17 protein-coding genes and 2 tRNA genes are annotated in these 26,008 nt (G+C 37.5%); 7 read left to right on the top strand and 12 right to left on the bottom strand.

The features are described 5' to 3' along the window. Positions 1–52: 52 nt before the first annotated feature. Positions 53–1,171, bottom strand: coding sequence for a DNA polymerase III subunit beta (gene dnaN, locus CG11_RS13210; protein WP_052596908.1), 1,119 nt, complete (start codon positions 1,169–1,171; stop codon positions 53–55). Positions 1,172–1,951: 780 nt separating this feature from the next. Here dnaN and CG11_RS13205 point away from each other — a divergent pair. The 4 genes from CG11_RS13205 to CG11_RS13190 all read left to right on the top strand — a co-directional run bounded on the left by CG11_RS13205 (position 1,952) and on the right by CG11_RS13190 (position 5,652). Continuing rightward, positions 1,952–2,572, top strand: a complete 621-nt coding sequence (locus CG11_RS13205) for a NifU family protein (protein WP_081909548.1) — start codon at positions 1,952–1,954, stop codon at positions 2,570–2,572. 95 nt (positions 2,573–2,667) lie between these two features. Continuing rightward, positions 2,668–3,390 (top strand): rhomboid family intramembrane serine protease, encoded by a 723-nt coding sequence (locus CG11_RS13200; protein WP_052596906.1) that lies wholly within the window; start codon positions 2,668–2,670, stop codon positions 3,388–3,390. Positions 3,391–3,540: 150 nt separating this feature from the next. Next, on the top strand, positions 3,541–4,503 hold the full coding sequence (locus tag CG11_RS13195; RefSeq protein WP_052596904.1) for a rhomboid family intramembrane serine protease: 963 nt from the start codon (positions 3,541–3,543) through the stop codon (positions 4,501–4,503). Positions 4,504–4,563: 60 nt separating this feature from the next. Beyond that, a complete protein-coding gene (locus CG11_RS13190) occupies positions 4,564–5,652 on the top strand; it encodes an endonuclease/exonuclease/phosphatase family protein (protein ID WP_052596902.1) in 1,089 nt (362 codons plus the stop codon). A gap of 21 nt (positions 5,653–5,673) precedes the next feature. On the opposite strand, the gene CG11_RS13185 is transcribed toward CG11_RS13190, so the two are convergent. Next, positions 5,674–6,315: an HAD family phosphatase gene (locus tag CG11_RS13185; RefSeq protein WP_052596900.1), complete on the bottom strand. Its 642-nt coding sequence runs from the start codon at positions 6,313–6,315 to the stop codon at positions 5,674–5,676. Positions 6,316–6,439: 124 nt separating this feature from the next. On the opposite strand from CG11_RS13185, the gene CG11_RS13180 reads away from it, so the two are divergent. From CG11_RS13180 to CG11_RS13170, 3 genes are all read left to right on the top strand, one after another. Continuing rightward, positions 6,440–6,513: transfer RNA gene (locus CG11_RS13180), tRNA-Ile, on the top strand. Between the two features lie 561 nt (positions 6,514–7,074). Beyond that, the gene (locus CG11_RS13175; protein WP_052596897.1) at positions 7,075–9,267 is read left to right on the top strand and encodes a T9SS type A sorting domain-containing protein; all 2,193 of its coding nucleotides are present in this window, start codon (positions 7,075–7,077) and stop codon (positions 9,265–9,267) included. A gap of 610 nt (positions 9,268–9,877) precedes the next feature. Then, the gene (locus CG11_RS13170; RefSeq protein WP_052596895.1) at positions 9,878–12,871 is read left to right on the top strand and encodes a poly(A) polymerase; all 2,994 of its coding nucleotides are present in this window, start codon (positions 9,878–9,880) and stop codon (positions 12,869–12,871) included. An 80-nt stretch (positions 12,872–12,951) separates the two neighbouring features. Here CG11_RS13170 and rpoC read toward each other — a convergent pair whose 3' ends face one another. From rpoC to tuf, 10 genes are all read right to left on the bottom strand, one after another. Continuing rightward, positions 12,952–17,292, bottom strand: coding sequence for a DNA-directed RNA polymerase subunit beta' (gene rpoC, locus CG11_RS13165; RefSeq protein WP_052596893.1), 4,341 nt, complete (start codon positions 17,290–17,292; stop codon positions 12,952–12,954). A gap of 151 nt (positions 17,293–17,443) precedes the next feature. After that, a complete protein-coding gene (gene rpoB, locus CG11_RS13160; protein ID WP_052596890.1) occupies positions 17,444–21,277 on the bottom strand; it encodes a DNA-directed RNA polymerase subunit beta in 3,834 nt (1,277 codons plus the stop codon). Positions 21,278–21,493: 216 nt separating this feature from the next. Next, positions 21,494–21,871, bottom strand: a complete 378-nt coding sequence (gene rplL, locus CG11_RS13155; RefSeq protein ID WP_052596889.1) for a 50S ribosomal protein L7/L12 — start codon at positions 21,869–21,871, stop codon at positions 21,494–21,496. A gap of 142 nt (positions 21,872–22,013) precedes the next feature. Next, positions 22,014–22,553 (bottom strand): 50S ribosomal protein L10, encoded by a 540-nt coding sequence (rplJ, locus tag CG11_RS13150; protein WP_052596886.1) that lies wholly within the window; start codon positions 22,551–22,553, stop codon positions 22,014–22,016. 41 nt (positions 22,554–22,594) lie between these two features. Continuing rightward, positions 22,595–23,293 (bottom strand): 50S ribosomal protein L1, encoded by a 699-nt coding sequence (rplA, locus tag CG11_RS13145; RefSeq protein WP_052596882.1) that lies wholly within the window; start codon positions 23,291–23,293, stop codon positions 22,595–22,597. 101 nt (positions 23,294–23,394) lie between these two features. After that, positions 23,395–23,838, bottom strand: a complete 444-nt coding sequence (rplK, locus tag CG11_RS13140) for a 50S ribosomal protein L11 (protein WP_052596879.1) — start codon at positions 23,836–23,838, stop codon at positions 23,395–23,397. Positions 23,839–23,851: 13 nt separating this feature from the next. After that, positions 23,852–24,427 (bottom strand): transcription termination/antitermination protein NusG, encoded by a 576-nt coding sequence (nusG, locus tag CG11_RS13135; protein WP_052596877.1) that lies wholly within the window; start codon positions 24,425–24,427, stop codon positions 23,852–23,854. Between the two features lie 27 nt (positions 24,428–24,454). Then, the gene (gene secE, locus CG11_RS29070; RefSeq protein ID WP_063833100.1) at positions 24,455–24,628 is read right to left on the bottom strand and encodes a preprotein translocase subunit SecE; all 174 of its coding nucleotides are present in this window, start codon (positions 24,626–24,628) and stop codon (positions 24,455–24,457) included. A gap of 31 nt (positions 24,629–24,659) precedes the next feature. Further along, positions 24,660–24,732 (bottom strand) — tRNA-Trp (locus CG11_RS13130). Positions 24,733–24,802: 70 nt separating this feature from the next. Continuing rightward, positions 24,803–25,993, bottom strand: coding sequence for an elongation factor Tu (tuf, locus tag CG11_RS13125; protein WP_052596876.1), 1,191 nt, complete (start codon positions 25,991–25,993; stop codon positions 24,803–24,805). Positions 25,994–26,008 lie beyond the last annotated feature (15 nt).

The following is a 26,008-nucleotide window of genomic DNA, read 5'->3' as shown; positions in this document are numbered from 1 at the left end:
TTCCTCAAAGGAACAGCCTCATTCTATTATTCTCTCTCTATAAGAGCAAGTCTTATACATTTAACATAACAGGCATCACAAGCATCAACAAATCTTCGTTGGGGGCTTGTTCTTCTGTTCTAAGGATACCAGCACGATTGGGGCTAGACAACTCAATACGCACGTTATCTCCACCAATTGTGTTCAACATTTCAATTAAAAACTTTGCATTGAAACCAATTGTCATCGCATCGCCATCATAAAAACAAGGCAATTGTTCGGTAGCTCGGTTAGAAAAATCCAAATCTTCTGCCTCTATTGTCAAGCTGCTGTCCGATATTTCCAATTTGACCTGATTGGTTGTTTTGTTGGCATAGTTTGCAATACGTTTCAACGAATTTAAGAAATCCGTTCTTGTAATGCTCATTGTATTGGGATTATCCGAAGGAATAACCGCTCCATAATTAGGATAATTTTCATCAATAAGGCGACAAGACAATACTTGGTTTCCAAAATAGAAAATCGCATTGGTATCATTATAAGTGATATTCACACTTTGATTGCTATTAGACAAGGCATTTTTCAACAAATTTAATGCTTTTTTGGGCAAAATAAAAGCCCCATCAAGTTCTGTGTCAATATCCGTAAAGCTATATTTAACCAGCTTGTGTGCATCCGTTGCTACAAAAGTCAACCCTTCGCTATTGATTTGAACAAATACCCCTGTCATTGCCACTTGCGACTCATTCGTACTTGTTGCAAACAATGTTTTGTTGATTCCTTCTAACAATACCGTTGCAGGAATATCAATATTATCCACCTTATCAGGAGATGGGATTTTTGGAAAATCATTTCCATCTTCTCCTGCCAACTTATATTGGCCAAACTGAGACGTAACAGCAACAGCAAATGTTTCTAAGTCAATAGAAAATTTTAAAGGTTGTGTAGGCAATTGCTTTAAAGTATCCAACAAAATTCGAGCAGGAATTGCGACACATCCGTCTTCATCTGCATCTACATGCAAAGCAGCCGTCATAAAAGTTTGGTTATCGGTAGCCGTAATGGTCAAGGTATCTCCTTCTATTTTGAATAAAAAATCTTCCAATATTGGCAAGATAGGATTAGAGCTAATTGCCCCATTAATAATTTGAAGTTGCTCCTTAAGGTCTGCTGAAGAAATAGAAAATTGCATGGTTTGATTTTACAATAATTTGTTAGAAAATCATACTAAAAAGAATTTGTCTCCTGTACATTTATACATCCTATTTTTAAAACTTAAATTTGAGTCGCCAAGTAGAATACTTATAAGGCTCTTAAATCTAAGTACATAATAATTTGAGGCTTGGTATTGGGTAATGTTTTGTAGAGGAACGTCTGAATGCATACCGACCACATCTAACATTACTTATACAAATTCTTTTAATTCTGTATAATATGGTTTTGAGGTTGCCAATTCATCCTTTTTTAGGCTGATAGTAACACTATCAAGGCTCAAAAAAACTGCCCATAAAGGCAAAATCAAGTATTTGTAACTTGAAGATAGAATTTAAACAGGCTCTAACTACAAAAATAGTGTTTTCTTCGTATAAAGGAAATTTATTGAGGGGATTATAAACAAGAAATCCGAAAGGGCTTTTTATTTGCTCATTTCAATTATCATAATATTCTCATAAAAACACTAAAATTTCAAACACAGCAACAAAAAAGGGCTTTTTTTGTTATTTTTGTGCAATCAATTTTTAAGACTAAAGAAATGGAATTTTTAGATAAAAAATTCTGTTCTATCCAATAATACTCTAGAAGTATTTATCATTACTCCGTTGAAACCACGTAGTAGCAGCGCAGCTAAATCGTATTAGTTTGATTATCAGCAAGATGCTTTTTTACGTTTTTACTTCGTGAGCCTGCGGGTTCGTAGGAAAACTAAAAAATCAACGGAGTATTAATTTATATCATAAAATAGCAAACAACAATGGAAGATAAAAAAATGACTAAACCACCGGTAATGCTTTATACAGAGCAAACACCCAATCCTGAGACATTAAAATTTGTCACCAACCAAATGTTGTACCCTCGCAAAATGGCTGATTTTCCTGCTGATCAACAAGAGTTGGCTGCCGAGTGGTCTCCATTAGCAACAGCCTTGTTCAAATTTGACTACGTTCAAGGGGTTTATATTTGTAATAACTTTGTAACGGTCACCAAATCTCCAGAAACAGAGTGGGCAACAGTCATGATGGAGTTAAAAACATTTATCAAAGCTTATGTAGAAGAAGGAAATGTGATCATGAAAGAAGGCTTTGAAGATATTAAAGCCCAATTGGAAGCTGAGGAAGAAGAACAATATACGGGTGACGATGCCGAATTGGTTGGAAAAATCAAACAACTATTGGATAAATACGTTCGCCCAGCCGTAGAAATGGATGGCGGGAACATCAAATTTCATTCTTTTGAAAATGGTGTGGTCAATGTGGTCTTACAAGGATCTTGTAGCGGCTGCCCATCTTCGTCAGGGACACTAAAAGTAGGCATCGAAGGAATGCTCAAACGCATGGTTCCCGAGGTTAAATCAGTAGAAGCAATCATGGGCTAAGGTATAATTTCCATATAGAATTATTCACTTGCTTTCATGCAAAACCGAGCTCAAATGAACCTTCATTTGGGCTCGATTTAAAAAGACACGACAACATGCAATCACAATTTAGTGCGATCCCCGTTATTACTAAGAACCTCATCATCTTGAACCTTTTGATGTTCTTAGCGGCACAAACATTAGGCAATGCTATTGCTCCTCATCTAATGATTTATTATGTGCAAAATCCCATGTTTCAACCCTTCCAACTAGTAACTTCCTTTTTCATGCACGGTGGAATTATGCATATATTTTTTAATATGCTGGTTTTATTTATGTTTGGGGCAGATACAGAGCGAACCTTGGGACCAAAAAAGTTTTTATTTTTGTACCTTTCAGCAGGCTTCGGAGCCAATTTGCTCTATTTACTAGCTAATTATGGCTATGTTCAATATTTGACACAAGGTTTGTCTCCAGAACAATTTGCCTTTGCAACTGGACAAATCAATCAAATTGCAACCACCTTGTACAGTCCTGAATTAGATAGCATCCAAGCAACAGCGGGCAAAATTTGGTATACTCCGTCATTAGGTGCATCGGGTGCAACGTATGGCGTATTGTTTACCTTTGCCATGTTGTATCCCAATAGGATTCTCTACCTAATTATCCCTCCCATGCCTGTCAAAGCCAAATATTTAGCCATTGGGTTTGCCTGTATGGAGTTGTATCAACAAGTTTATGGAATCAATACCAATATTGGCCACTTTGTTCACTTGTCGGGAGCAGCTATTGCAGTTCTTTTGGTTTGGTTCTGGCGAAAACAAGGGGCTAGATTTTAAGAGAATCTTAAAAACAAAAAAAACAGGCTCGAATATTCGGAAGTCTGCAACTTTATCAAGAACTTAGTATGTTGTACCAAAAGTCACTGTTTTTACAAGTATTTTGAGACATATCTATTTAGCAAATAACACAAGAACTCAACAGCAACCATGGCAACAAACATCTGGGAAGATTTAAAGCTGCGTTATTATCAAGGAAATACCATAATTCGTCTGATTATGGCCAATGTTGCCGTGCATGTTATTATACTGCTCGTCTCCGTGGTATTTTATTTGGCAACCGCAACCACAGAGCCTTATTTCAGCTTTATCAGAGAGTGGTTTTATTTCCCTTCAGAAATTGAAAAAATCCCTTTTCGCTTTTGGAGTATTTTTACCTATATGTTTTTGCATGACTTACGGGGTATTTTTCATATTCTGATGAATATGCTTGTGTTATTCTGGTTTGGTAGTCAACTCAATAGTTTAATTTCAAACGATAAAATTTTTCCCATCTATATTTGGGGCGGTGTTGTAGGAGCCTTATTTTTTGTCATTGGGTATAATATTTTTCCTCCATTTTGGAATTCCACTGGCAATCTAGTAGGGGCATCGGCGAGTGTGATGGCCATTGTTTTGGCCGCCGCTACCCTCAATCCCAAAGGGCGCATGCGCTTTTTTCTGATTGGAGACGTTGAATTACAATACATTGCTTTAGCTTGGGTTATTTATAATCTAATTGTCATTCCTGGTGATAATCCAGGTGGCGCATTAGCACACTTGGGCGGTGCTTTTATGGGATGGTTTTTTATTTATCAATTACGCCGAGGAGTAGACTTATCAAAACCGATTCGCAATGTAGGAGATTGGTTTTTGAGAAAGAGAAGACAGCCTACATCTAAAAAGAAAAAAACACATCAAAGAGCCGAAAGTCCTTACAAAGCCAAAATGAAGGTTTATAAAGGAAGCCAAAAATCAGATTATTATGGCAATGAGTACGGTCGCTCTTTTATGCAAAAATATAAGGAAATGTCTAGAGAAGAATGCCTAGATGCTATTCTGGATAAAATCAAACGCTCTGGATACGACAGCCTTTCAGAAGATGAGAAAGTATTCTTAGATCGCTATCGCTAACTCTTTTGTACCATCCCATTTCCTAATCTACTCAAATTACTGAGAACTCCTACTTTATTCATGTTTCGTTGGTTAAAGAATACCTTTACTAAGTTATTATTTGGAGCAAATATTATTGTTAGTTTACTCCTACTTTGTTCTTATTTGGCAATATGGATTCCTCCTTCTACCTTTTACTGGTTTGCTCTTTTGGCAAATGGTTATCCTTTTTTGCTGTTAATCAACCTGCTGTTTGCTTTTCTTTGGCTCTATCGACGCAAACGCTATTTTTACCTTTCTCTGATTGCTATCTTTTTAGGTGGTTCACATTTATTTAATTTAATTGGGTTCAATTGGTCCAATACAGCACCATCAGAAAATAGTGTCCGAATCATGAGTTATAATGTGCGTTACTTTAATGCTACCGCCTTATCCGATAAAAAGAAATTAGAACAAGCGCAACAAAAAATATTGCGTACCATAGAAGCCCAAGCGATTGATATTTTTTGTGGTCAAGAGTTTTCAGGAAAAACAGCTCGATACAACCAAACCGCCAAACAATTTTTGGAAGACAAAATGGGCTTAACGTACCATTTTCAAGGAGGAGGCAGCAGCTTAGCTATTTTCTCCAAATATCCAATTCTAAAAAAAGGAACCATTGACTTTCCCAATAGTTACAATGGTGCTATTTATGCTGATTTAAAATACCATGGTAAAACAATTCGGGTCTATTGTTTTCACTTACAATCTATTGGATTGGGGAGTGATGAACATGAGCTTTTTGACGAAGACAACTTATCAACACTAGGTCAAAACGCTACACAAAAAAAATATCAACGCATTAATAATAAATTAAAAGAAGCATTTTTGCAACGAGAAGAACAAGCCAATTTTATAGCACAACATATTCACAATAGCCCCTACCCTGTTTTGGTTTGCGGTGACATGAATGACACCCCAAGTTCTTATGCTTATGGGCAACTTGCTCAAAATTTGACCGATGCTTTTCGAGAAAAAGGAAGTGGTTTAGGAAGCACCTACGCAGGTTTGCTTCCCTTTTTGCGTATCGACTACATTTTTACCAGTCCAATCAATAGCGTTGAAGCCTTTCGAGTCGTTTCTAATACTTCATCTGACCACTATCCTATTTACACTCATATTCGGTTTTAGGTACATGTTTTCAGACTATATTTATACCAAAGCTAAAAACCCTTTCAGGTGATTTGTTATATCCGTATTCGCTGGGTGCCATAAAGTGTGTATTCCTGCTTGTCGAGCACCAACCAAATTAGGAGCATTGTCGTCTATAAAAAGTGTCTCACTAGCCTTCAACTGTGCATCCTTCAACACATACTCAAAAGCTTCTACATTTGGCTTACGAGCACCAATCAAATGAGAATAATACGCTTTATCAAACAAAGCATCAAAATCTGTAATACCATGCTCCTGCTTGGCAATATCCGTAAACGCTGTTAAATGAATGCTATTGGTGTTGCTCAATAAATAAACGTTGTATCCTCGTTCTTTTAGATCTTGAATTAGTGTCAATCCCTTAGCAGGAATATCCAATAACATGGCGTTCCAAGCCGTTTCTAGCTGTTCTTTAGTCACTGCATTTTGATTGTATTGTTGCAACGCTCCTATAAATTTAGTGGCATCAATTGCCCCAATTTCAAAATCATTAAAAATATTTTCCTGATGAAGTAAAGTAGAAATACGAGCATATTCGGCTTTGCTGCCCGCTAAGGCACAAAAAGCTGCCTCTGTCCACTGTGGTTGTAAGTGGATTAATACACCTCCCAAATCAAAAATTATATTTTTTATCGCCTCCATGGAATTATTTTTTAGAAAAATTGTTTTATTAAATACAAATGCTTATTTTTGTGTCGCACAAGATAAGAAGAAAGTATGAATTCTTGGATTCCAAAAATTAACTTTCAATTAATTTGATGTAAATGGTCTTATAGCTCAGTTGGTTAGAGCAGCGGACTCATAACCCGCTGGTCCCTGGTTCGAGTCCAGGTGGGACCACACCAACAAAAAGTAAAGCCCTGTAAGTAAATCGCTTGCAGGGCTTCTTTTATTAATAGGTATTTCTTTTCTATCTACTTATCTCTTAAAGCAAATCTTAGAACAAAATAAAGATTACCTTGCTCTCAACTGTAAGTTAAAACCTGACCTAACAACCTACCAATACTAAGTTCCCTTAGTATAAACAAGTACTTACACTTGTAAAAAACCAATAATTTATGGTTTAAAATTATTCAAAAAAAATCAATAACTTAGTATCCAACTAAATTACTAAATAAGATTAGTTACATTATTATTCGTTGGTACCACATCTAGTACGACTACGTGCTACGTCCCCTCAAGATGGTATAACAGGTATAACAATAGAAATATACTTCTTCAAATCCTCTCTACTAGCTTATTAGGGCTTGTTTCCTAATATGTGATAAGCATAGCTATCACTTCTAATAGCACAAAATTTCATTACATACGATTCTGTACGCACTCTTTTGATACCCCATTGAGTGTGTAACAATCATTAATTGCCTATGAGGCATCAACAATTTTAACCAAATTATTATTATGAAAAACTTATTATTGCTATTTATTCTTTCCCTCTTTTTGATACCAATAGCATCCTCCCAAAGTAGTTTATGTCCAGACAATATATTTGTGAATGGAGATTTAGAAAATGGGACACCAACCGCTTCACACCAAGACATTGCCAATGCCGTTGGTTATAGCCGCATTTGGGCTCCTGGTAGTTGGGCTGATTATTATACCGCTACAACAGGTCCTTTTACTCCTCCAAGTCCTGCAACAGGAAATTATGCCAGCTGTTGGATTGCCAACTATGCTGGTGGTGGCACGACTTACCGAGAAGGTTTTAAGGGAGAACTCAATGTTACCCTACCACCCAACACAGGAACCTATACCCTCACTTTTGACATGGCTTGCCTTGGTGGTTGGGGAAATTCAGAAGTAGCCGTTTATGCACTACACAACCCATCGGGAGGTGATGCTCCATTTTCACCCACAGGAGCTTTTACGCCTGACAATATGAGCTTGTTCCCAACAGGAACTACTTTTCTGCTGAATACAATCCCTGTTAATGCAAGCACCTGTTCCTCCAATGTAAAAACCAATCAAGCGGTTATTATTGATACTAATGATCCAAACTATCCTGCAGGAGGAATGACGCATATTTTTATTACTCATAGCGACAATAGCAGCATTAATGGGGCTCGTTATATGGGCTTTGATAATTTCTGTCTGTCTGTTTCCAGTGATTGTCCTGGTAGTTATGTGAGCAATGGTGACTTAGAATCGGGAACACCAACAGCATCTCACCAAGATATTGACAATGCAACTGATTTTGGTCGTATTTGGGCAACAGGAAGCTGGGCAGATTATTATACCGCTACAACAGGTCCTTTTAGTCCTCCAACTCCACCTTCTGGAAACTATGCCAGTTGTTGGATTGCCAACTATGCTGGCGGTGGTACAACTTATAGAGAAGGATTTCAATCTAAATTGGTCGCTACCATTTTACCTAACACAGGTTCTTATACACTTAACTTTGATATGGCTTGCCTTGGTGGTTGGGGAAATTCAGAAGTGGCTGTTTATGGGATTAACAATCCATCCAACACAACTGGTTTGACACCAACAGGCGCCTTTACTCCTTCCAATACAGCCTTATTTGGAGCTGCTAATACGATATTACTAGGTACCATTAGTATCAATAACACTACCTGTACTAGTAATGTCAAAGTCAATCATAGCTTAACATTTAGCTCTAGTACTGGGGGTGGTTTTCCAGCCTCAGGTATGACACATTTCTTTGTGACGCACAGTGACAATAGTGGTATCAATGGTGCTCGTTATATGGGTTTTGATAACTTCTGTCTCCAATCGGCTCAAGACACAGTACCTTGTCCTAAAATTACCAGTACCAAAACAACTTGTATTGATGATGTCAACGGAGACGGTGTACCAGATTATAACATTGAAATTTTTGTTGATAATCCTGGCATACTTAACTTCTTGACAACTTGTGGTACTATTTCTCCATCTTCTTTGTCTGTTCCTACAGCAGGAGTTTATAATTTAACGGTTGTTTCTAACGGAACTTGTAGTCCCTTCCAATTCGAATATCAGTCTTTGGATGCCAATCAACAAGATTGTTGGAGAGAAGAAATTTTCATTCAGTTGCCACCTTGTAAAGACGATTGTTTGTGTGACGAAAGTTTCTTTGATGCTGTTAATTTAGGATTTAATGCGGTTTTAGATTGTCCTAATGATGTATTTACTCCAATCGGCTTGCTAGATTGTGACCGAGTAACTTGGTCTATTGATGGTACAGCTATTGTGTCAACGGTTGGAAATAATCCATTCACCAATCCACATATTACAGGACACTACGAAGTTTGTATGACAGTAACGAGAACACAAGCAGATGGAAAAGTTTGTCAACATAGATTCTGTCGTCAAATGCACTCTTCTTTAGTTTGTAGAATGGCTCGTATTGGTGTCACACCGAACCCAGCAAGTGATAAACTTACACTGACATGGAGTACTGAAAATGTACCGGATCAAATCTCCATTAGTGTCTTTAATGCCAATGGTATTGAAGTAGAAAGAATAGATGCCATCAATGGTCATGAAGGACAATTACAAATTGATATTCAGAAACTAGATAGTGGTATGTACTTTATAAAAGCAGAAGGTGCACAATATGCACCAATGCCGATTAAATTTGTAAAAAAGGGGTAATTTAAAGTCTTTGTAATGAAATAGTGTAAGAGGAGTATTCTGTTTAGAATACTTCTCTTTTTTAATAACAATAGTTCGTTGAAACCACGCAGTAGCAGCGAAGCTAAACTTTATTAGTTTGATAATCAATAGGTTACATCTTTATTGCATTTTGTGTTAAAATTTTGATTATCAAACTAATATAAATGTGCTTTTTTATCTTTTTGGTAAAAAAGTAAAAAACTAAGCTTGCGCCCTCATGAGCGTAGCGAACTAATCAACGAACTACTATAATAATACACCATTGTTATATCTGCTTCTGATAAGATAAAGTTTTGTTTCTTGCTAATAAATTAATTTCCATTCACATGGAACTTTCTTGTTCTAAGGAGAGTTGGTTGGTATGTGCTCATTCTGCACACTATTTCAGGTTATCATTCTTAAATCCTTTCAATTTTTCTATCGTGTAATTTTCAATTTTAGATATCAACTTTTTCTTTTTTAACGCTGTACTATAACTTTCTTTTAGAAAGGTCTTTTTCCCTTCTTAATAAGAAAAACATTGCTATATGGAGAACGACCACTCTATTCTAGCCATAGTACAGTAGAATTGATCTAAAATTGGCACGTAATGAAAACTCCAAAACAAAAACTAAAACCAAGTTGGGAGGTACACGACCGTATCTTATGGGATCCCAAACTTAATGCCTTAGCATTCTATATCGGTTATGAGGACCGTATGATAAAAGATGCTCTTGGTGAAAAATTATTAATTGACTGGGCAAGCAATGATATTCCTTGGAATAGAGTGCAATATATTCGCTGCGCCAATACGATTGTTTGGGATAGAACCAAACGTATTGATTTGTTTGAGGACAATGAGCTACCAGCAGAGGCATTTAGAACTGATAGTCAACATCTTCAAGCTTCTATTTTGATTGATAACATTCCTATTGTCCCTCAACCAACCTATGTTGCAACACTCCAAGATAGAACCAGTATTTTTACCATAGAAAACTGTTTTGTAGAATCTCTAAAATTAGTGAGTTATAATTTATTAACGGATAAATACCATTCTATATCTGCAAACCGTGAGGCAAGGCATACTGCTATTGTTCAATATCTGCAAGAACAAGACGCAGATATTATTTTATTGCAAGAAGTAGATGCTCCAATGCTCGAAAAATTATTAAAAGCAAATTGGAAACAGCCGATTTATACTTCGGATATCAAACGAAAAGCAGCTACTTATTATCAAGAGCTAGTTGTTCTATCAAAATACCCTTTTTCATGGGTAGAATTTCAATATACTACGAATAAAAAGTTTCCAATTGCTAGTTGGAAATTTAACGGTCAGCCATTTCACGTTGCGAACGTACATTTGTCTAGTAATCGCACCAACAATGCCACAACTGTTCGGCAAGAACAGTTACGTATTCTATTACAGTATTTGAATCGCTTAGAAGGGACTATTTTGATAGGAGGTGATTTTAATAGTCGAGGACAAGAAGGATTAGAATTATTAGACAAAGAACAGTTTTGGGATGCGTGGAGCACTCAACATCCTCATAAAGATGGATATACCTTTGAACCAAGTTATAATCCTCTAGCAGCAATATCTACCCTAACAGGTCTGCCTGCACGCTTTGATCGCTTTTATATTCGAACGAGCCAAGAACAATATTGGAAAATAGAGCAAGCAGCTTTATTCGCCAATCAAATGACAACAATGTCCTCTCCTATGTCTTTGCCTTCTGATCACTATGGTTTATCGTTAAATATTATTCATCAAAAGGCGACGGAAAAAATTGAGCCACCAAGCAATTTTTGGAATACGATTGCTTCGACCTATCGCAGTGCTATTGTTATTCTTCCAGATGAGCATACTTCGAAAAAAGTCCAAACAATACGGCAACAGTTTGATCGAAAATACAATCGATGGATGCCTCATATTACATTATTGTATGGCTTTTTACCAGATCGATATTTCGAGCAAGCAGCACAAGAATTAAGCACTGTACTCAAAGCGTTTTCAGTATTTGAATTAGAATTAAAACAATATCAATTTTTCAATCAAAAAACAGAAATAATTGCTTGGCTAGAACCTGTTGAGACCAATCAAGGTGGTCGTTTGAAAAAATTACAACGTTTGATGCAACGTTTATTTGTAAGGCAAAATGGGTTACCCAAAACAAAACTATCCTTTACTCCTCATTTAAGTGTTGGTCAATTTAGGTCAATTGAACTAGCTAAGAAATCATTACCTCCTTGGAAAAAGACTAATTTTAAAGTCAAGCGTCTTGCACTTATCAGTCGTTGTCATCAAGAAGCATTTAAAATAAGATATACAATTGATTTAGAAACTGGTATTATTAATAATAATGCACCATCAAAAGTAGACGAACAGAATTTAGTTGAATTATTAAGTAATAAAAAAGCTGTAATATCTTTTCCAGAACAACAAAATAGGTCAATAATACTAGACATAATTCAGACTACTTGTGATAACATATTAGGTCAAGAGTACAAACTACATCAATTAGGTTCAACTGCTTTAGGTACCAATACCAGCACAAGCGATTTAGATATCTTGGCTGCAATTCCTAACGAATTAGACCCTCTAGCTTTTTTAGAAAGAGTACAAACACAACTAAAAGGCTGGTATGAAACAGCTCGATTAATACAAGATGCCCAAGTTCCTATTTTAAAACTAAAAATGGAGGGCATTTCTATCGATTTGTTGTGTGTAGCCTATCCTACAGCATTCATATCATTGGATAACCTATCGGAAAAACATCGGTACTATTTCAGTGCACAAGACTGGCAAGCAGTAACTGGAATTTTGGAAGCAAATTCCATTCTGACCTACAGTCAAAGAAAAATTTCGCTAGATAGTTTTCGCTGGTTTGTAAAAGCCATAAAAATATGGGCAACCGCTAGGAAAATAAAGGGAAATGCCTTTGGTTTTTTGGGAACCTATTCATGGACTATCTTAGCTCTTTGGGTGCTCGATCGTATTCCAAAGCAGGAAGATTTAGAGGACATTAGTACACTGATGCCTTATTTTTTCTCTCTCTTATCTCAATACAACTGGACGCAACCTATTACTTTAATAAAAGAGCCTCGCTATCATCTGAGGGAGAAACAAGATCGAATGCCAATTCTAACAACGATCAAACCTTATTATAACAGTGCTAGAAATGTGACTCGATCTACTGCTAGTATATTGCAACAAGAATTGAATAGAGGCAATGAAATTTTAAAAAATCAAAAGAAAGGAGCTATTTCTTGGAAATCTTTGTTTATGGCTATTGATACTTCCTCTACAATAAATCTAACGATAAACATAAAAGCTAAAAGTTTGGAGCAATTAAACCAGGCTTGTGGTTGGGTCGAAGGGCATTTGGTAGGGCTTATTATTGCGTTCGAACAAGTCTCTAATTTGATAATTCGCCCCTACCCTAGTATAGAATATAGGCATAATAAAGCTATCCTTCAACTAGGGTTGCTCTATCCAGATAGAGATAGTTTAAAGGCGTTGCTCCAACCTTATCTTAAAGACTTTATAGCATCTTTTGATTTTGACAATAAAGAACAACAATTGAAGTTTTCTTTTTCCTTTTAGACAAGATTAAGTTAAGTGTAAACAAAAAGGAGCTGCTCAACTAAGAACAGCTCCTTTAATTTATCTTTCAGAGAAAATTGTTATTCTCCAATAATAACCTCTTCTTCCGCAGCAGCAGCTTCTGCTCTACGTTTCGCTTCAATTGCTTCCATTTTTTCCATGTCTGCAACAATAAGATTATCAAAATGTCTAAGACCTGTACCCGCTGGAATTTTCTTACCAACAATTACATTTTCTTTTAGACCTTGCAAAGTATCAGCAGAAGCAGAAATAGAAGCTGTACTCAATACTTTTGTAGTTTCTTGGAACGATGCAGCTGAAATCCAGCTCTTCGTACCCAAAGAAGATTTTGTAATCCCTTGTAACAATGGTTTTGCGGTAGCAGGAATAGCTGCACGTGCTTGTAAAACTTTACGATCGTTACGTTTCAAATAAGCCTTTTCTTCTTGGAATTGACGCTCAGTAATCAACATACCCGCTACAATTTTGCTAGAACCTCCAGCATCCTCAACGATTAACTTATCGTAAATATCTTCGTTCTCTTCTAAGAAATCGCTTTTTAGTACAGCCTCTTTTTCCAAGAACTTAGTATCACCAGCATCCAAGATTTGAACCTTGCGCATCATTTGACGCACAATTACCTCAATATGTTTGTCATTAATTGTAATACCTTGTGCACGATAAACTTCTTGAACACCATTCACTAAATACTGCTGTACCGCAAACGGTCCTTCGATTGATAAGATATCATGTGGTGCAATATTACCATTTGATAATGGCATACCAGCACGAACAAAATCTCCCTCTTGAACCAAGATATGACGAGAAAGTCCAATTAAGTACTTGCGTTTTTGACCATCTCTAGCCGTAACGATACACTCACGGTTACCACGCTTGATACGACCAAAACTAACAACACCATCGATTTCAGTAGCCACAGCAGGAGTAGATGGTTTACGTGCCTCAAACAACTCTGTTACACGAGGCAAACCACCCGTGATATCCTGGATTTTACCCATTACACGAGGAATCTTAACAATTGCTTGTCCTTTTACTACCTTTTGCTCGTCGCTAACATCAATGAATGCGCCTACAGGTACGTTATAAGAACGAAGAGTCTCACCACTAGCATCTACAATTTTAATGGCAGGTACTTGCTTTTTGTTTTTAGATTCAATAACAACAAACTGCTCGTGACCTGTTTGCTCATCACGTTCTACACGGTAAGTTTTACCTTCAACGATATTTTCAAATTCAATAGAACCATCAAACTCAGTAATGATCGCTGCATTATATGGATCCCAATCACAGATTTTTTCTCCTTTAGTAATCATAGCACCATCTTGGACATATAGTCCAGCACCATACATGATATAGTTAGAAGATAAAACGCGATTTGTTTTTGTATCAATAATACGTACTTCACCAGAACGAGAAATAACAATCGGTAATTCTGTGCCTTTCTCTTCGTCTTTATAAGTTACCGTTCTTACACCATCAAATTCGATACGACCTTCAAACTTAGAAACCAAGCTTGATTCTTCTACCGTATATGATGCCGTACCCCCTACGTGGAACGTACGAAGTGTTAACTGCGTACCCGGCTCACCAATAGACTGAGCAGCAATAATACCAACAGCATCTCCTAACTCTGCCAAGCGACCTGTTGCTAAGTTTTTACCATAACATTTTAGACAAACACCACGTTTTGCTTCACATGTTAAGACAGAACGTACAATAACCATTTCAATACCTACTTCTTCAATCAACAATGCCATTTCAGGAGAAATAACTTCCTCTGTTGATACCAATAGTTCGTCTGTCTCTGGATGGTAAACATTATGCAAAGGATAACGACCTTCGATACGATCACTCAAAGACTGAATAATCTTATCGTTTTCAATCAAGGCAGTACGTACAATACCTCTCAATGTACCACAACTATCAATGTTAATCACTACATCTTGAGCAACGTCTACCAAACGACGTGTCAAATATCCAGCATCTGCCGTTTTTAATGCCGTATCCGCCAAACCTTTACGAGCACCATGCGTAGAGATAAAGTACTCTAATACCGACAATCCTTGTACGAAGTTCGCCAATACGGGGTTTTCGATAATTGCTCCCCCAGTATCACCAGATTTTCTAGGTTTTGCCATCAATCCACGCAATCCACACAACTGCTTAATTTGTTGTTTAGATCCACGAGCACCAGAATCCAACATCATATATACCGAGTTAAATCCTTGTTTGTGTGCTGCCATTTCATCCATCAAGACATTGGTAATCTCGTTATCCGCCTGCGTCCATTCATCGATAATTTGGTTATAACGCTCATTATTCGTAATAAGTCCCATGTTATAATTGTTCCAAATATCTTCAATTTCGTCATGCGCAGTTTCCAATCGTTTTGAACGAATAGAAGGAGTAATCAAATCTGGAAGGTTGAAAGACAAACCACCACGGTAAGCCCAATAGAATCCCATATCTTTAATATCATCCAAGAAAAGTGCCGTAGTACTAGTATTGGTTCTCTTTAGAATATTAGAGATAACTTTCTTCAAATTTCTTTTTGACAATTCTTGGTTGATGAAAGGTACCGTTTCTGGCACTTTTTCATTGAAGATAACACGACCAACAGTTGTCTCTATACGCTTACCATAAGTCAAGTTACCATTTTCGTCTTCTGTTCTTGCACGAACTTTGATAATAGCATGCAAATCAACATTCCCCTCATTATAGGCAATGATGACCTCTTCAGATGAATAAAACGCACGACCTTCTCCTTTTACTTTTACATCGTCAGTACTGCGTTTTTCTTTGGTTAGGTAATACAATCCCAAAACCATATCCTGTGAAGGAAGTGTGATTGGCGTACCATTTTGAGGATTCAACATATTGTGTGCCGAAAGCATCAACATTTGAGCCTCTAAGATTGCTTGGTTCCCCAATGGAACGTGTACCGCCATCTGGTCACCATCAAAATCCGCGTTAAATGCAGAACAAACCAAAGGATGTAATTGAATTGCTTTCCCTTCAATCAACGTTGGCTGAAAAGCCTGAATTGACAAACGGTGAAGCGTAGGAGCACGGTTAAGCATAACAGGGTGTCCCTTCAATACATTCTCCAAAATATCCCAAATAATGGGGTCTTTTCGATCAACTAATTTCTTAGCCGATTTTACAGTCTTAACAATACCACGTTCAATCAACTTACGGATAACAAATGGTTTGAACAACTCAGCAGCCATTCCTTTAGGAATACCACATTCGTGCAATTTTAAAGTAGGTCCTACTACAATTACCGAACGTCCTGAGTAATCCACACGTTTACCCAATAAGTTTTGACGGAAACGCCCTTGCTTACCTTTCAGAACATCTGACAAAGATTTCAAAGCACGTCCACCTTCTGCTTTTACAGCATTTGACTTACGTGAGTTATCAAATAGAGAATCGACAGCTTCTTGCAACATACGTTTTTCGTTACGTAAGATTACCTCAGGAGCTTTGATTTCTAATAAACGCTTTAAACGGTTGTTACGAATAATAACACGACGATACAAATCGTTCATATCCGAACTTGCAAAACGACCACCATCTAAAGGTACCAATGGACGCAATTCTGGTGGAATGACAGGTAAATATTCAATTACCATCCACTCAGGTTTGTTTTCCATACGAGTGTGTCCATCTCTAAAAGCCTCAACAACACGCAAACGCTTTAATGCTTCTGATTTACGTTGTTGAGAATTTTCTGTCGCTGCTTTGTGACGCAACTCGTAAGCGATCTTGTCTAGCTCCATACGGCTCAACAATTCTCTTACAGCATCTGCTCCCATTTTAGCGATAAATTTATTTGGATCATCATCAGGAAGTAAGTGGTTCTCCTTAGGAAGAGATTCCATGATGTCCAAATACTCTTCTTCTGTAATCAAGTCTTTAACTTCACTACCATTAATTTCTCTATCCGCAACAATACCTGGTTGAATCACCACGTAACGCTCGTAATAGATAATTGTCTCTAATTTCTTAGAAGAATAGCCTAGTAAGTAACCAATCTTATTTGGTAATGATTTGAAGTACCAAATATGAACAACAGGAACGACCAACTTGATGTGTCCCATACGTTCACGACGTACTTTTTTCTCTGTTACTTCAACCCCACAACGATCACATACAATACCTTTATAACGAATACGTTTATATTTACCGCAGTAACATTCATAATCCTTTACAGGACCGAATATACGCTCACAAAATAGCCCGTCACGTTCTGGTTTGTAAGAGCGGTAGTTAATGGTTTCTGGTTTTAAAACCTCACCATAAGAACGCTCTAAAATAGCATCTGGAGAAGCCAAACTCAATACGATTGAATCGAATTTAGGTCTTGACTTAGCGTTGTAATTCTTTTTAAAAGGCATAAATCTATTTTTTTTATAATCTGCTAGTACCGTTCGAAAGCACTTTAAAGATTAAGGGCTAAAACCTTTCAAGGTTTTGACGCCTTGAAAGGTTTTGATATAAATAAGCTATTTATTTTTATTCTTAAAACAACGAAGCGTAATTCGTGTCTTATTCAAACTTAATTTCAAGGGCTAACCCTCTAAGTTCGTGCACCAATACGTTAAATGATTCAGGAATACTAGACTCAGGCAAGTTATCCCCTTTAACGATTGCTTCGTATGCTTTAGCACGACCAATAATATCATCCGACTTAATGGTCAATAACTCTTGAAGGATACTAGCCGCACCAAATGCCTCTAGTGCCCATACCTCCATCTCACCAAAACGCTGACCACCAAATTGAGCTTTACCACCCAATGGTTGTTGAGTAATCAACGAGTAAGGTCCGATAGAACGAGCGTGCATCTTATCATCTACCATATGCGCCAGTTTCAACATGTAGATAACCCCAACCGTTGCTTCTTGATGGAATCGGTCTCCAGTCTCACCATCGTATAAATGCGTTTGACCAAAGTAAGGTAATCCAGCCTCTTGAACAAATTTGTCAATTTGGTCAGATTTTGCTCCATCAAAAATAGGCGTTGCAAACTTCATGTTTAGTTTCTCACCAGCCCACCCAAGAACAGTTTCGAATATCTGTCCAAGGTTCATACGAGAAGGTACCCCAAGTGGATTCAAGATAATATCCATTGGTGTTCCATCTTCCAAGTATGGCATATCTTCATCGCGAACAATTCTAGCAACAATTCCCTTGTTACCGTGACGACCAGCTAATTTATCTCCTACTTTTAGTTTACGTTTCTTAGCCAAGTAAACCTTAGCTAATTTGAGTACTCCAGCAGGCAATTCATCACCAATCGTAATCGCAAATTTGTCGCGCTTGTAGTTACTAATGATTTGATTTACTTTAATACTGTAGTTGTGTAACAACTGACGAACCAATTTGTTCGTGTTGTCATCATTGGTCCAATTCGAGTAATCTACCGCGCTATAATCGATGTCTTTTAAGCCACGTTCTGTAAACTTAGCGTCTTTTTCGATCAATTGCTCATTGTAAATTGACTTGATTCCTTCAGAAGTTTTTCCTTCTAACAGAGCCAACAACTTCGTTACTAAAGTATCTTTTAACTTAGCAATTTCATTATCAAAATCACTATCCAATTTAGATAGCAATTTCTTATCCATTGCTTTTTGTACTTTATCTTTCTTCGCACGTTTGAACAAACGCTTATCAATGATAACCCCCTTAGTAGAAGGAGACGCTTTTAAAGAAGCATCTTTTACATCACCTGCTTTGTCACCAAAAATTGCACGTAGTAATTTTTCTTCTGGTGTTGGATCAGATTCACCTTTAGGCGTAATCTTACCAACAATAATATCACGTTCCTTAATCCAAGCACCGATACGAATCAACCCGTTCTCATCCAAGTTTCGAGTCGCATCTTCACTTACGTTAGGAATATCATTTGTAAATTCTTCTTCTCCTAATTTTGTATCGCGAACATCTACTTCAAACGCTTCGATGTGCAAAGAAGTAAAGATATCTTCGCGAACAACACGCTCAGAAAGAACAATCGCATCCTCAAAGTTATACCCTTTCCAAGGCATAAAGGCTACTTTTAGGTTTTGTCCCAAAGCCAACTCACCATCTTGTGTAGCGTATCCTTGACAAAGAACCTTTCCTAAATGTACTCGCTCTCCTTTTGCTACGATTGGTTTTAAGTTGATGCATGAGTTTTGGTTTGTTCTTCTAAACTTAACCAAGTCATAAGTAGTATAATCATCATCAAAAGACACCGCACGTTCTTCATCTGTACGATCGTATTTGATAACAATTTTTGTTGCATCTACATAATCAACAACACCATCCCCTTCTGCATTAATCAACATTCTAGAATCACGAGCCACTTTACCTTCCAATCCAGTTCCAACAATTGGAGACTGAGGTTTTAATAAAGGTACCGCTTGACGCTGCATGTTCGATCCCATCAAGGCACGGTTGGCATCATCATGAGACAAGAAAGGAATTAAAGAAGCCGAAACACCTACAATTTGATTCGGAGAAATATCGATAAACTCAATTTCATCTGGGCTTAATACAGGGAATTCACCATGTTGACGACACTTAATACGGTCTGTTGCAAATTCTCCTTTAGTATTTAGCTTAGCATTCGCTTGAGCAATAATTTTGTAATCTTCTTGTTCTGCTGACAAGTATTGAGGATTATTACCAAAATCTACCCGTATACCATCCAAAATAGGACGATAAGGCGTTTCGATAAAGCCCATTTTATTGATTTTTGCATGTACACAAAGTGTAGAGATCAAACCAATATTAGGTCCCTCAGGAGTTTCAATCGTACACAAACGACCATAATGAGAGTAATGAACGTCACGCACCTCAAATCCTGCACGCTCTCTAGAAAGACCACCAGGTCCTAGTGCTGAAATACGACGTTTGTGTGTAATTTCAGAAAGAGGGTTGGTTTGATCCAAAAACTGTGATAACTGACTGGTACCAAAGAAAGAGTTGATAACAGAAGATAGTGTACGAGCATTGATCAAATCTACTGGCGTAAACACCTCGTTATCACGAACATTCATACGTTCACGAATGGTACGAGCCATACGAGCCAAACCTACTCCAAACTGAGAATATAATTGCTCTCCAACTGTACGGACACGACGATTACTCAAATGATCGATATCATCAATTTCCGCTTTTTGGTTGATCAAACGAACCAAATAAGTTACAATTTCGATAATATCTTCTTTGGTAAGTACGCTAACGTCACGGCTTGTGTTTAACTCTAGTTTTCTGTTAATCTTATAACGACCAACATCCCCTAAGTTGTAACGCTTGTCAGAGAAGAATAATTTTTCAATAATACCTCTTGCTGTTTCCTCATCTGGTGGGTCAGAACCACGCAATTGGCGATAAATATGTTGAACGGCTTCGATTTCTGAGTTCGAAGTATCTTTTTGCAAAGTATTGTAGATTACCGAGTAGTCCTCTTCTACATCCTCCTTCTGAAGGATTACACTTTCAACATCTACCTCAAGAACATCTTCAATATTCGAAGCGTCTAGGATAACATCACGTTCCAAGATAACCTCAATACGTTCGATAGAAACAACCTCCCCAGTATCTTCATCTACGAAGTCCTCTGTCCAGTTACGCAAAACACGAGCAGCTAATTTTCTTCCCAAGTTTGCTTCTAAAGATTCGCGAGTAGCAGGAATTTCATCTGCCAAACCGAATAAGTTTAAGATATCTTTATCTCCATCATAACCGATAGCACGCAACAACGTAGTCACAGGGAACTTTTTCTTACGGTCGATGTATGCATACATAACAGAGTTGATGTCAGTAGCAAATTCCATCCATGCTCCTTTAAAAGGAATTACACGAGCAGAATAAATCTTTGTACCATTAGGGTGACGGCTTTGACCGAAGAATACACCTGGTGAACGATGTAATTGAGAAACAATAACACGTTCAGCACCATTTACAACAAAGGTACCTTTAGGTGTCATGTATGGGATATTTCCCAAAAATACATCTTGAACAGTTTGTTCAAAATCCACGTGTTCTTCATCATTACAAGAAAGACGTAATTTTGCTTTTAGAGGCACACTATATGTCAGACCTCGCTCCATACACTCTTCTATAGAGTATCGTGGGGGGTCGATAAAATAGTTCAAAAATTCTAAAACAAAAATATTACGGGCATCTGTGATAGGAAAATTCTCCTGAAACACTTGGTATAAACCCTCGTTGATTCTGCTTTCTGGAGTAGTCTCTAATTGAAAGAACTCCTGAAAAGACTTCACTTGGATCTCTAAGAAATCAGGATATTGATCCTCATGCTTAATTTTACCAAAATTATGTCTTGTATTTTCAGGTGCACCGCGATGGCTTGTATTGTTAAGAGATGACATGAAGCTAATTTTATAAAGTTACGACGCAGAATAGAATATTGTTCTGCCAATTTATTATCAAATAATTACAATTGGCAATATTCTATTAAAATAAAACAGGAAAATCCGACTTTTGTCAGATTATTAATAGAGCAATAGGCTTAGCTACCATAGAGTAACTAAGCCTACACTTATATTTAAAAGTATAGTGTATGCGTAGATATCACCAAACTTTCATTATTTTAACTCTACTTCAGCACCTACTGCTTCCAAAGCAGCTTTTAAGCTCTCAGCTTCGTCTTTAGGAGCACCTTCTTTAACAGCACATGGAGCACCGTCAACAAGTTCTTTTGCTTCTTTAAGACCTACACCTAATAGAGTTTTGATTTCTTTAACAACTTTCAACTTACCAGCACCAGCTGATTTCAACATTACGTCAAATTCAGTTTTCTCAGCAGCAGCATCTCCACCAGCTGCACCAGGTCCAGCAGCTACAGCTACAGCAGCAGCAGCAGGCTCGATACCATAAGTTTCTTTAAGAATGTCAGCTAGTTCTTTAACGTCTTTTACTGTCAAGTTTACTAGTTCTTCTGCTAATTTAGTTAGATCAGCCATTTTGATTATTGATTTTAAATTTCCTAAGAGAAATAAGTTTTCCAAATAAAATATTTACGAAGCAATTCTGTGTGGAAGCAAAGAAGTAGCTTCAATAAAAAGTTGCGTGTAACAAAGAACAACTTTATTTAGACCATAAGTGCTATTCGCCGCGACTTTCCAATGCTTTAAGCAATCCAGAGATTGTGTTTCCACCAGATTGTAAAGAACCAACAAGGTTTTTGATTGGAGACTCCAACAATAGAATGATATCCCCGATAAGCTCCTCTTTAGATTTGATGTTAACCAAAGCTTCTAGTTCTCCGTCACCAACATACACTTCAGATTCAACAAAAGCAGCTTTTAACAACGGCTTTTCTTTATCTTCGTCCTTTCTAAAGTTTTTGATTAATTTAGCTGGAGCATTACCAGTTTCTGTGAACATTAATGCAGAAGCACCTTTAAGAACACCATAAATATCTTCATAGTTTTCTTCGTTCTTTTCTGCAGCTTTTTCCAAAGCTTTTCTGATCAAGGTATTCTTAACAACTTTTAGTTGAATATCTTGCTCAAAGCATGTTCTTCTTAATTTATTTATTGTTTCAACATTCAGTTCAGAGCAATCTGTTACATAGAAGTATTTACTATCCTCAAATTTAACAGCTAACTCTTCGATAACTGACGTTTTTTCTGCTTTTGTCATTTTATATTAATTTTTAAAGCTTGATCAAAAGAGTTTGCCAATTATTTCAATTTGGTATTAATAGCAACACCAGGACTGCAAGTAGTAGCCGTTGTAATACTCTTCATGTAAGTTCCCTTAGCAGAAGAAGGCTTCATTTTAGTCAAAGTGTTTAATACTTCTTTTGCATTATCATGCAACTTCTCAGGAGTGAAAGAAACACGTCCTATTGAAGTGTGAACAATACCGTATTTGTCAACACGGAAAGAAGTTTTCCCTTTCTTAATAGAGCTAATTGCATCTCCCAAACTTTGACCAGCTGTTACTACTGTTCCAGATTTTGGGTTCGGCATAAGACCACGAGGTCCTAATACTCTACCTAGACGACCAAGCTTTGGCATTACGTTCGCCATTGCAACGATAACGTCAATATCTAACCAACCACCTTGCATTTTAGTAAGGTACTCATCCAAACCTACGTAGTCTGCACCAGCAGCCTTTGCTTCTTCCTCTTTGTCAGGAGTACAAAGTGCCAATACTTTCTTGTCCTTACCAGTACCGTGAGGCAAAGTAATTGTACCACGAAGGTTTTGGTCAGCTTTACGTGGATCAACTCCCAAACGGACGTGTAAATCCACAGACGCATCGTAATTCGCAATATTGACCTCTTTTACAAGAGCCATTGCTTCCTCTAGGGAATAGAGCTTACCAGCTTCGATTTTCTTTTCTGCTTCTGCTCTTTTTTTAGTAATTTTTCCCATTTTAATAATTAAATTTTCTAAATAAGTAAACGAGGTAAGTATTACCTATTTTTTAATAGAATTGTGTTTTCAAGTGTCTTGCACTTGTACGTTCATTTTGACTAGTTGTCCCAAGGAGCTGTACCAGTAACATTAATCCCCATGCTTCGAGCCGTACCTGCAACCATTTTCATACCAGACTCAACTGTAAAACAGTTAAGGTCAGGCATTTTGTTTTCGACGATTTCCTTTACTTGATCCCAAGTAACTGAACCCACCTTGTTACGGTTTGACTGATCAGAACCACTTTTAAGACCTGCAGCGTTCAATAACTGAACAGCAGCTGGAGGGGTTTTGATTACAAAGCTAAACGATTTGTCTTTGAATACAGTAATGATGACAGGCAATACTTGACCCATTTTATCTTGGGTATCTGCATTAAAACGCTTGCAGAATTCCATGATATTTACACCTTTAGCACCCAATGCAGGACCTACTGGTGGAGCTGGATTTGCTTGTCCTCCTTTTACTTGTAGCTTAATAAACGTTTCGACTTCTTTTGCCATTACTTACAAATATTTAAGAGTTTTTTTCAACTTGCATAAAGTTCAATTCAACCTCAGTCTCTCTACCAAATACCTTGGTAATGATGGTGAGTTTTTTCTTTTCTTCATTAACATCTTTGACCACGCCTGGAAAATCTTTGAAAGGACCATCTGTTACCTTTACATCTTCACCAACCAAGAATGGATCTGCTAGAGATTCACCTGTTTCAGAAGACTGATCAACTTTACTTAAGATTCTTGTAATTTCGTGATCTCTCATTGGAGTAGGATTCTTCTTTCCTAAAAAGTGGATCACATCTTTGATGGAAGTCATTGCTTGAATGATGTTGCCATTCAAGGCAGATTTCATACCTGTAGGTGTATGCCTTACTACTGCTTCAACAAGAATATAACCAGGAGTAAGCGTACGTTCTTGGATTACTTTTTTACCATTACGAATTTTGTAAACCTTTTCAGTTGGTACAATGATGTTCGGTACAACGTCTCTCCAACCATTACGATCTATTTCCAAATCCAAACGCTCTTTAATTTTACGTTCTTTATTAGAGACCACCCTCAAGCAATACCATTTCGTTTCTACCGAGCCCATAATCACAAAATTTATCTTGTAATAATCTTAATATAAAACGCCTAATACATTAACCCAGATAAAATCCATTAATGCGATTAGACATGCCAAAAACACAGAACCTGCAATAACAACAACCGTTGTTTTTTGCAATTCAGCCCAAGTAGGCCAAGTTACCTCTTCGGTAAGTTCTTTCATGCTACGTTTAAAATAATCAACCATTGTTGTTCGTATGAATTCTAATGAAGAATAGCACGGGTGGAGGGACTCGAACCCCCAGCCCTCGGTTTTGGAGACCGATGCTCTGCCAATTGAGCTACACCCGTAAGTGAAGGGTTAAGCAATTATTTGCTCAACCCTTCTTTTATATCTCAAAAGATCAAAGAAAGACCTTTATTATTCGATAATTTCAGTTACTTGACCAGCACCTACTGTACGTCCACCCTCACGGATAGCGAAACGTAGACCTTTCTCCATTGCGATAGGAGCGATCAATTCAACTGTAATAGTCAAGTTATCACCTGGCATTACCATTTCTACGTTTTCAGGTAGTTGGATAGCACCAGTTACGTCAGTTGTACGGAAGTAAAATTGTGGGCGGTAACCGTTGAAGAAAGGCTTGTGACGACCACCTTCATCTTTACCTAGTACATATACTTCACAAACGAATTTTGTGTGAGGTTGAACAGAACCTGGTTTACAAATAACCATTCCTCTCTTAAGAGCTTCTTTTTCAATTCCACGCAACAACAAACCAGCATTATCACCAGCTTCACCACGATCCAAGATTTTACGGAACATCTCAACTCCTGTTACAGTAGATGTCATTGGTTTTTCAGATGCATCACGGAATCCAACGATTTCTACAGGATCACCTGTGTTAATAACACCACGCTCGATACGACCAGTTGCAACTGTACCACGACCTGTGATAGAGAATACATCCTCGATAGGCATCAAGAAAGGCTTATCTACATCACGCTCTGGCAATGGAATATCAGCATCTACAGCAGCCATCAATTCTTTGATTTGAGCTACAGCATCAGCATCACCTTCAAGAGCTTTAAGAGCAGAACCTTGGATTACAGAACAATCTTCGAATCCATAAGACTCTAGGATCTCTTGAGCTTCCATCTCTACTAATTCTAGCATTTCAGGATCATCAACAAGGTCAACTTTGTTCATGAAAACAACAATCTTAGGTACACCTACTTGACGAGCAAGAAGGATGTGCTCACGAGTTTGTGGCATAGGACCATCTGTAGCAGCAACTACAAGAATAGCACCATCCATTTGTGCAGCACCTGTTACCATGTTTTTCACGTAATCGGCGTGACCTGGACAGTCAACGTGCGCATAGTGACGGTTTTCAGTTTGGTATTCAACGTGAGCAGTGTTGATAGTAATACCACGCTCTTTTTCCTCTGGTGCAGAGTCAATAGTTGAGTAATCTTTTTTCTCAGCAAGACCAGCATCTGCTAAAACATTAGTTATTGCAGCAGTAAGAGTGGTCTTACCATGATCCACGTGTCCAATTGTACCAATATTTACGTGGGGCTTCGAGCGATCAAACGTTTCTTTAGCCATGGTTAGTCTAGATAA

Source organism: Aureispira sp. CCB-QB1, from assembly GCF_000724545.1.
Classification (GTDB): domain Bacteria; phylum Bacteroidota; class Bacteroidia; order Chitinophagales; family Saprospiraceae; genus Aureispira.
Note: the sequence above shows the minus strand (reverse complement) of the source record. Positions and strands in the feature narration are given on the sequence as shown.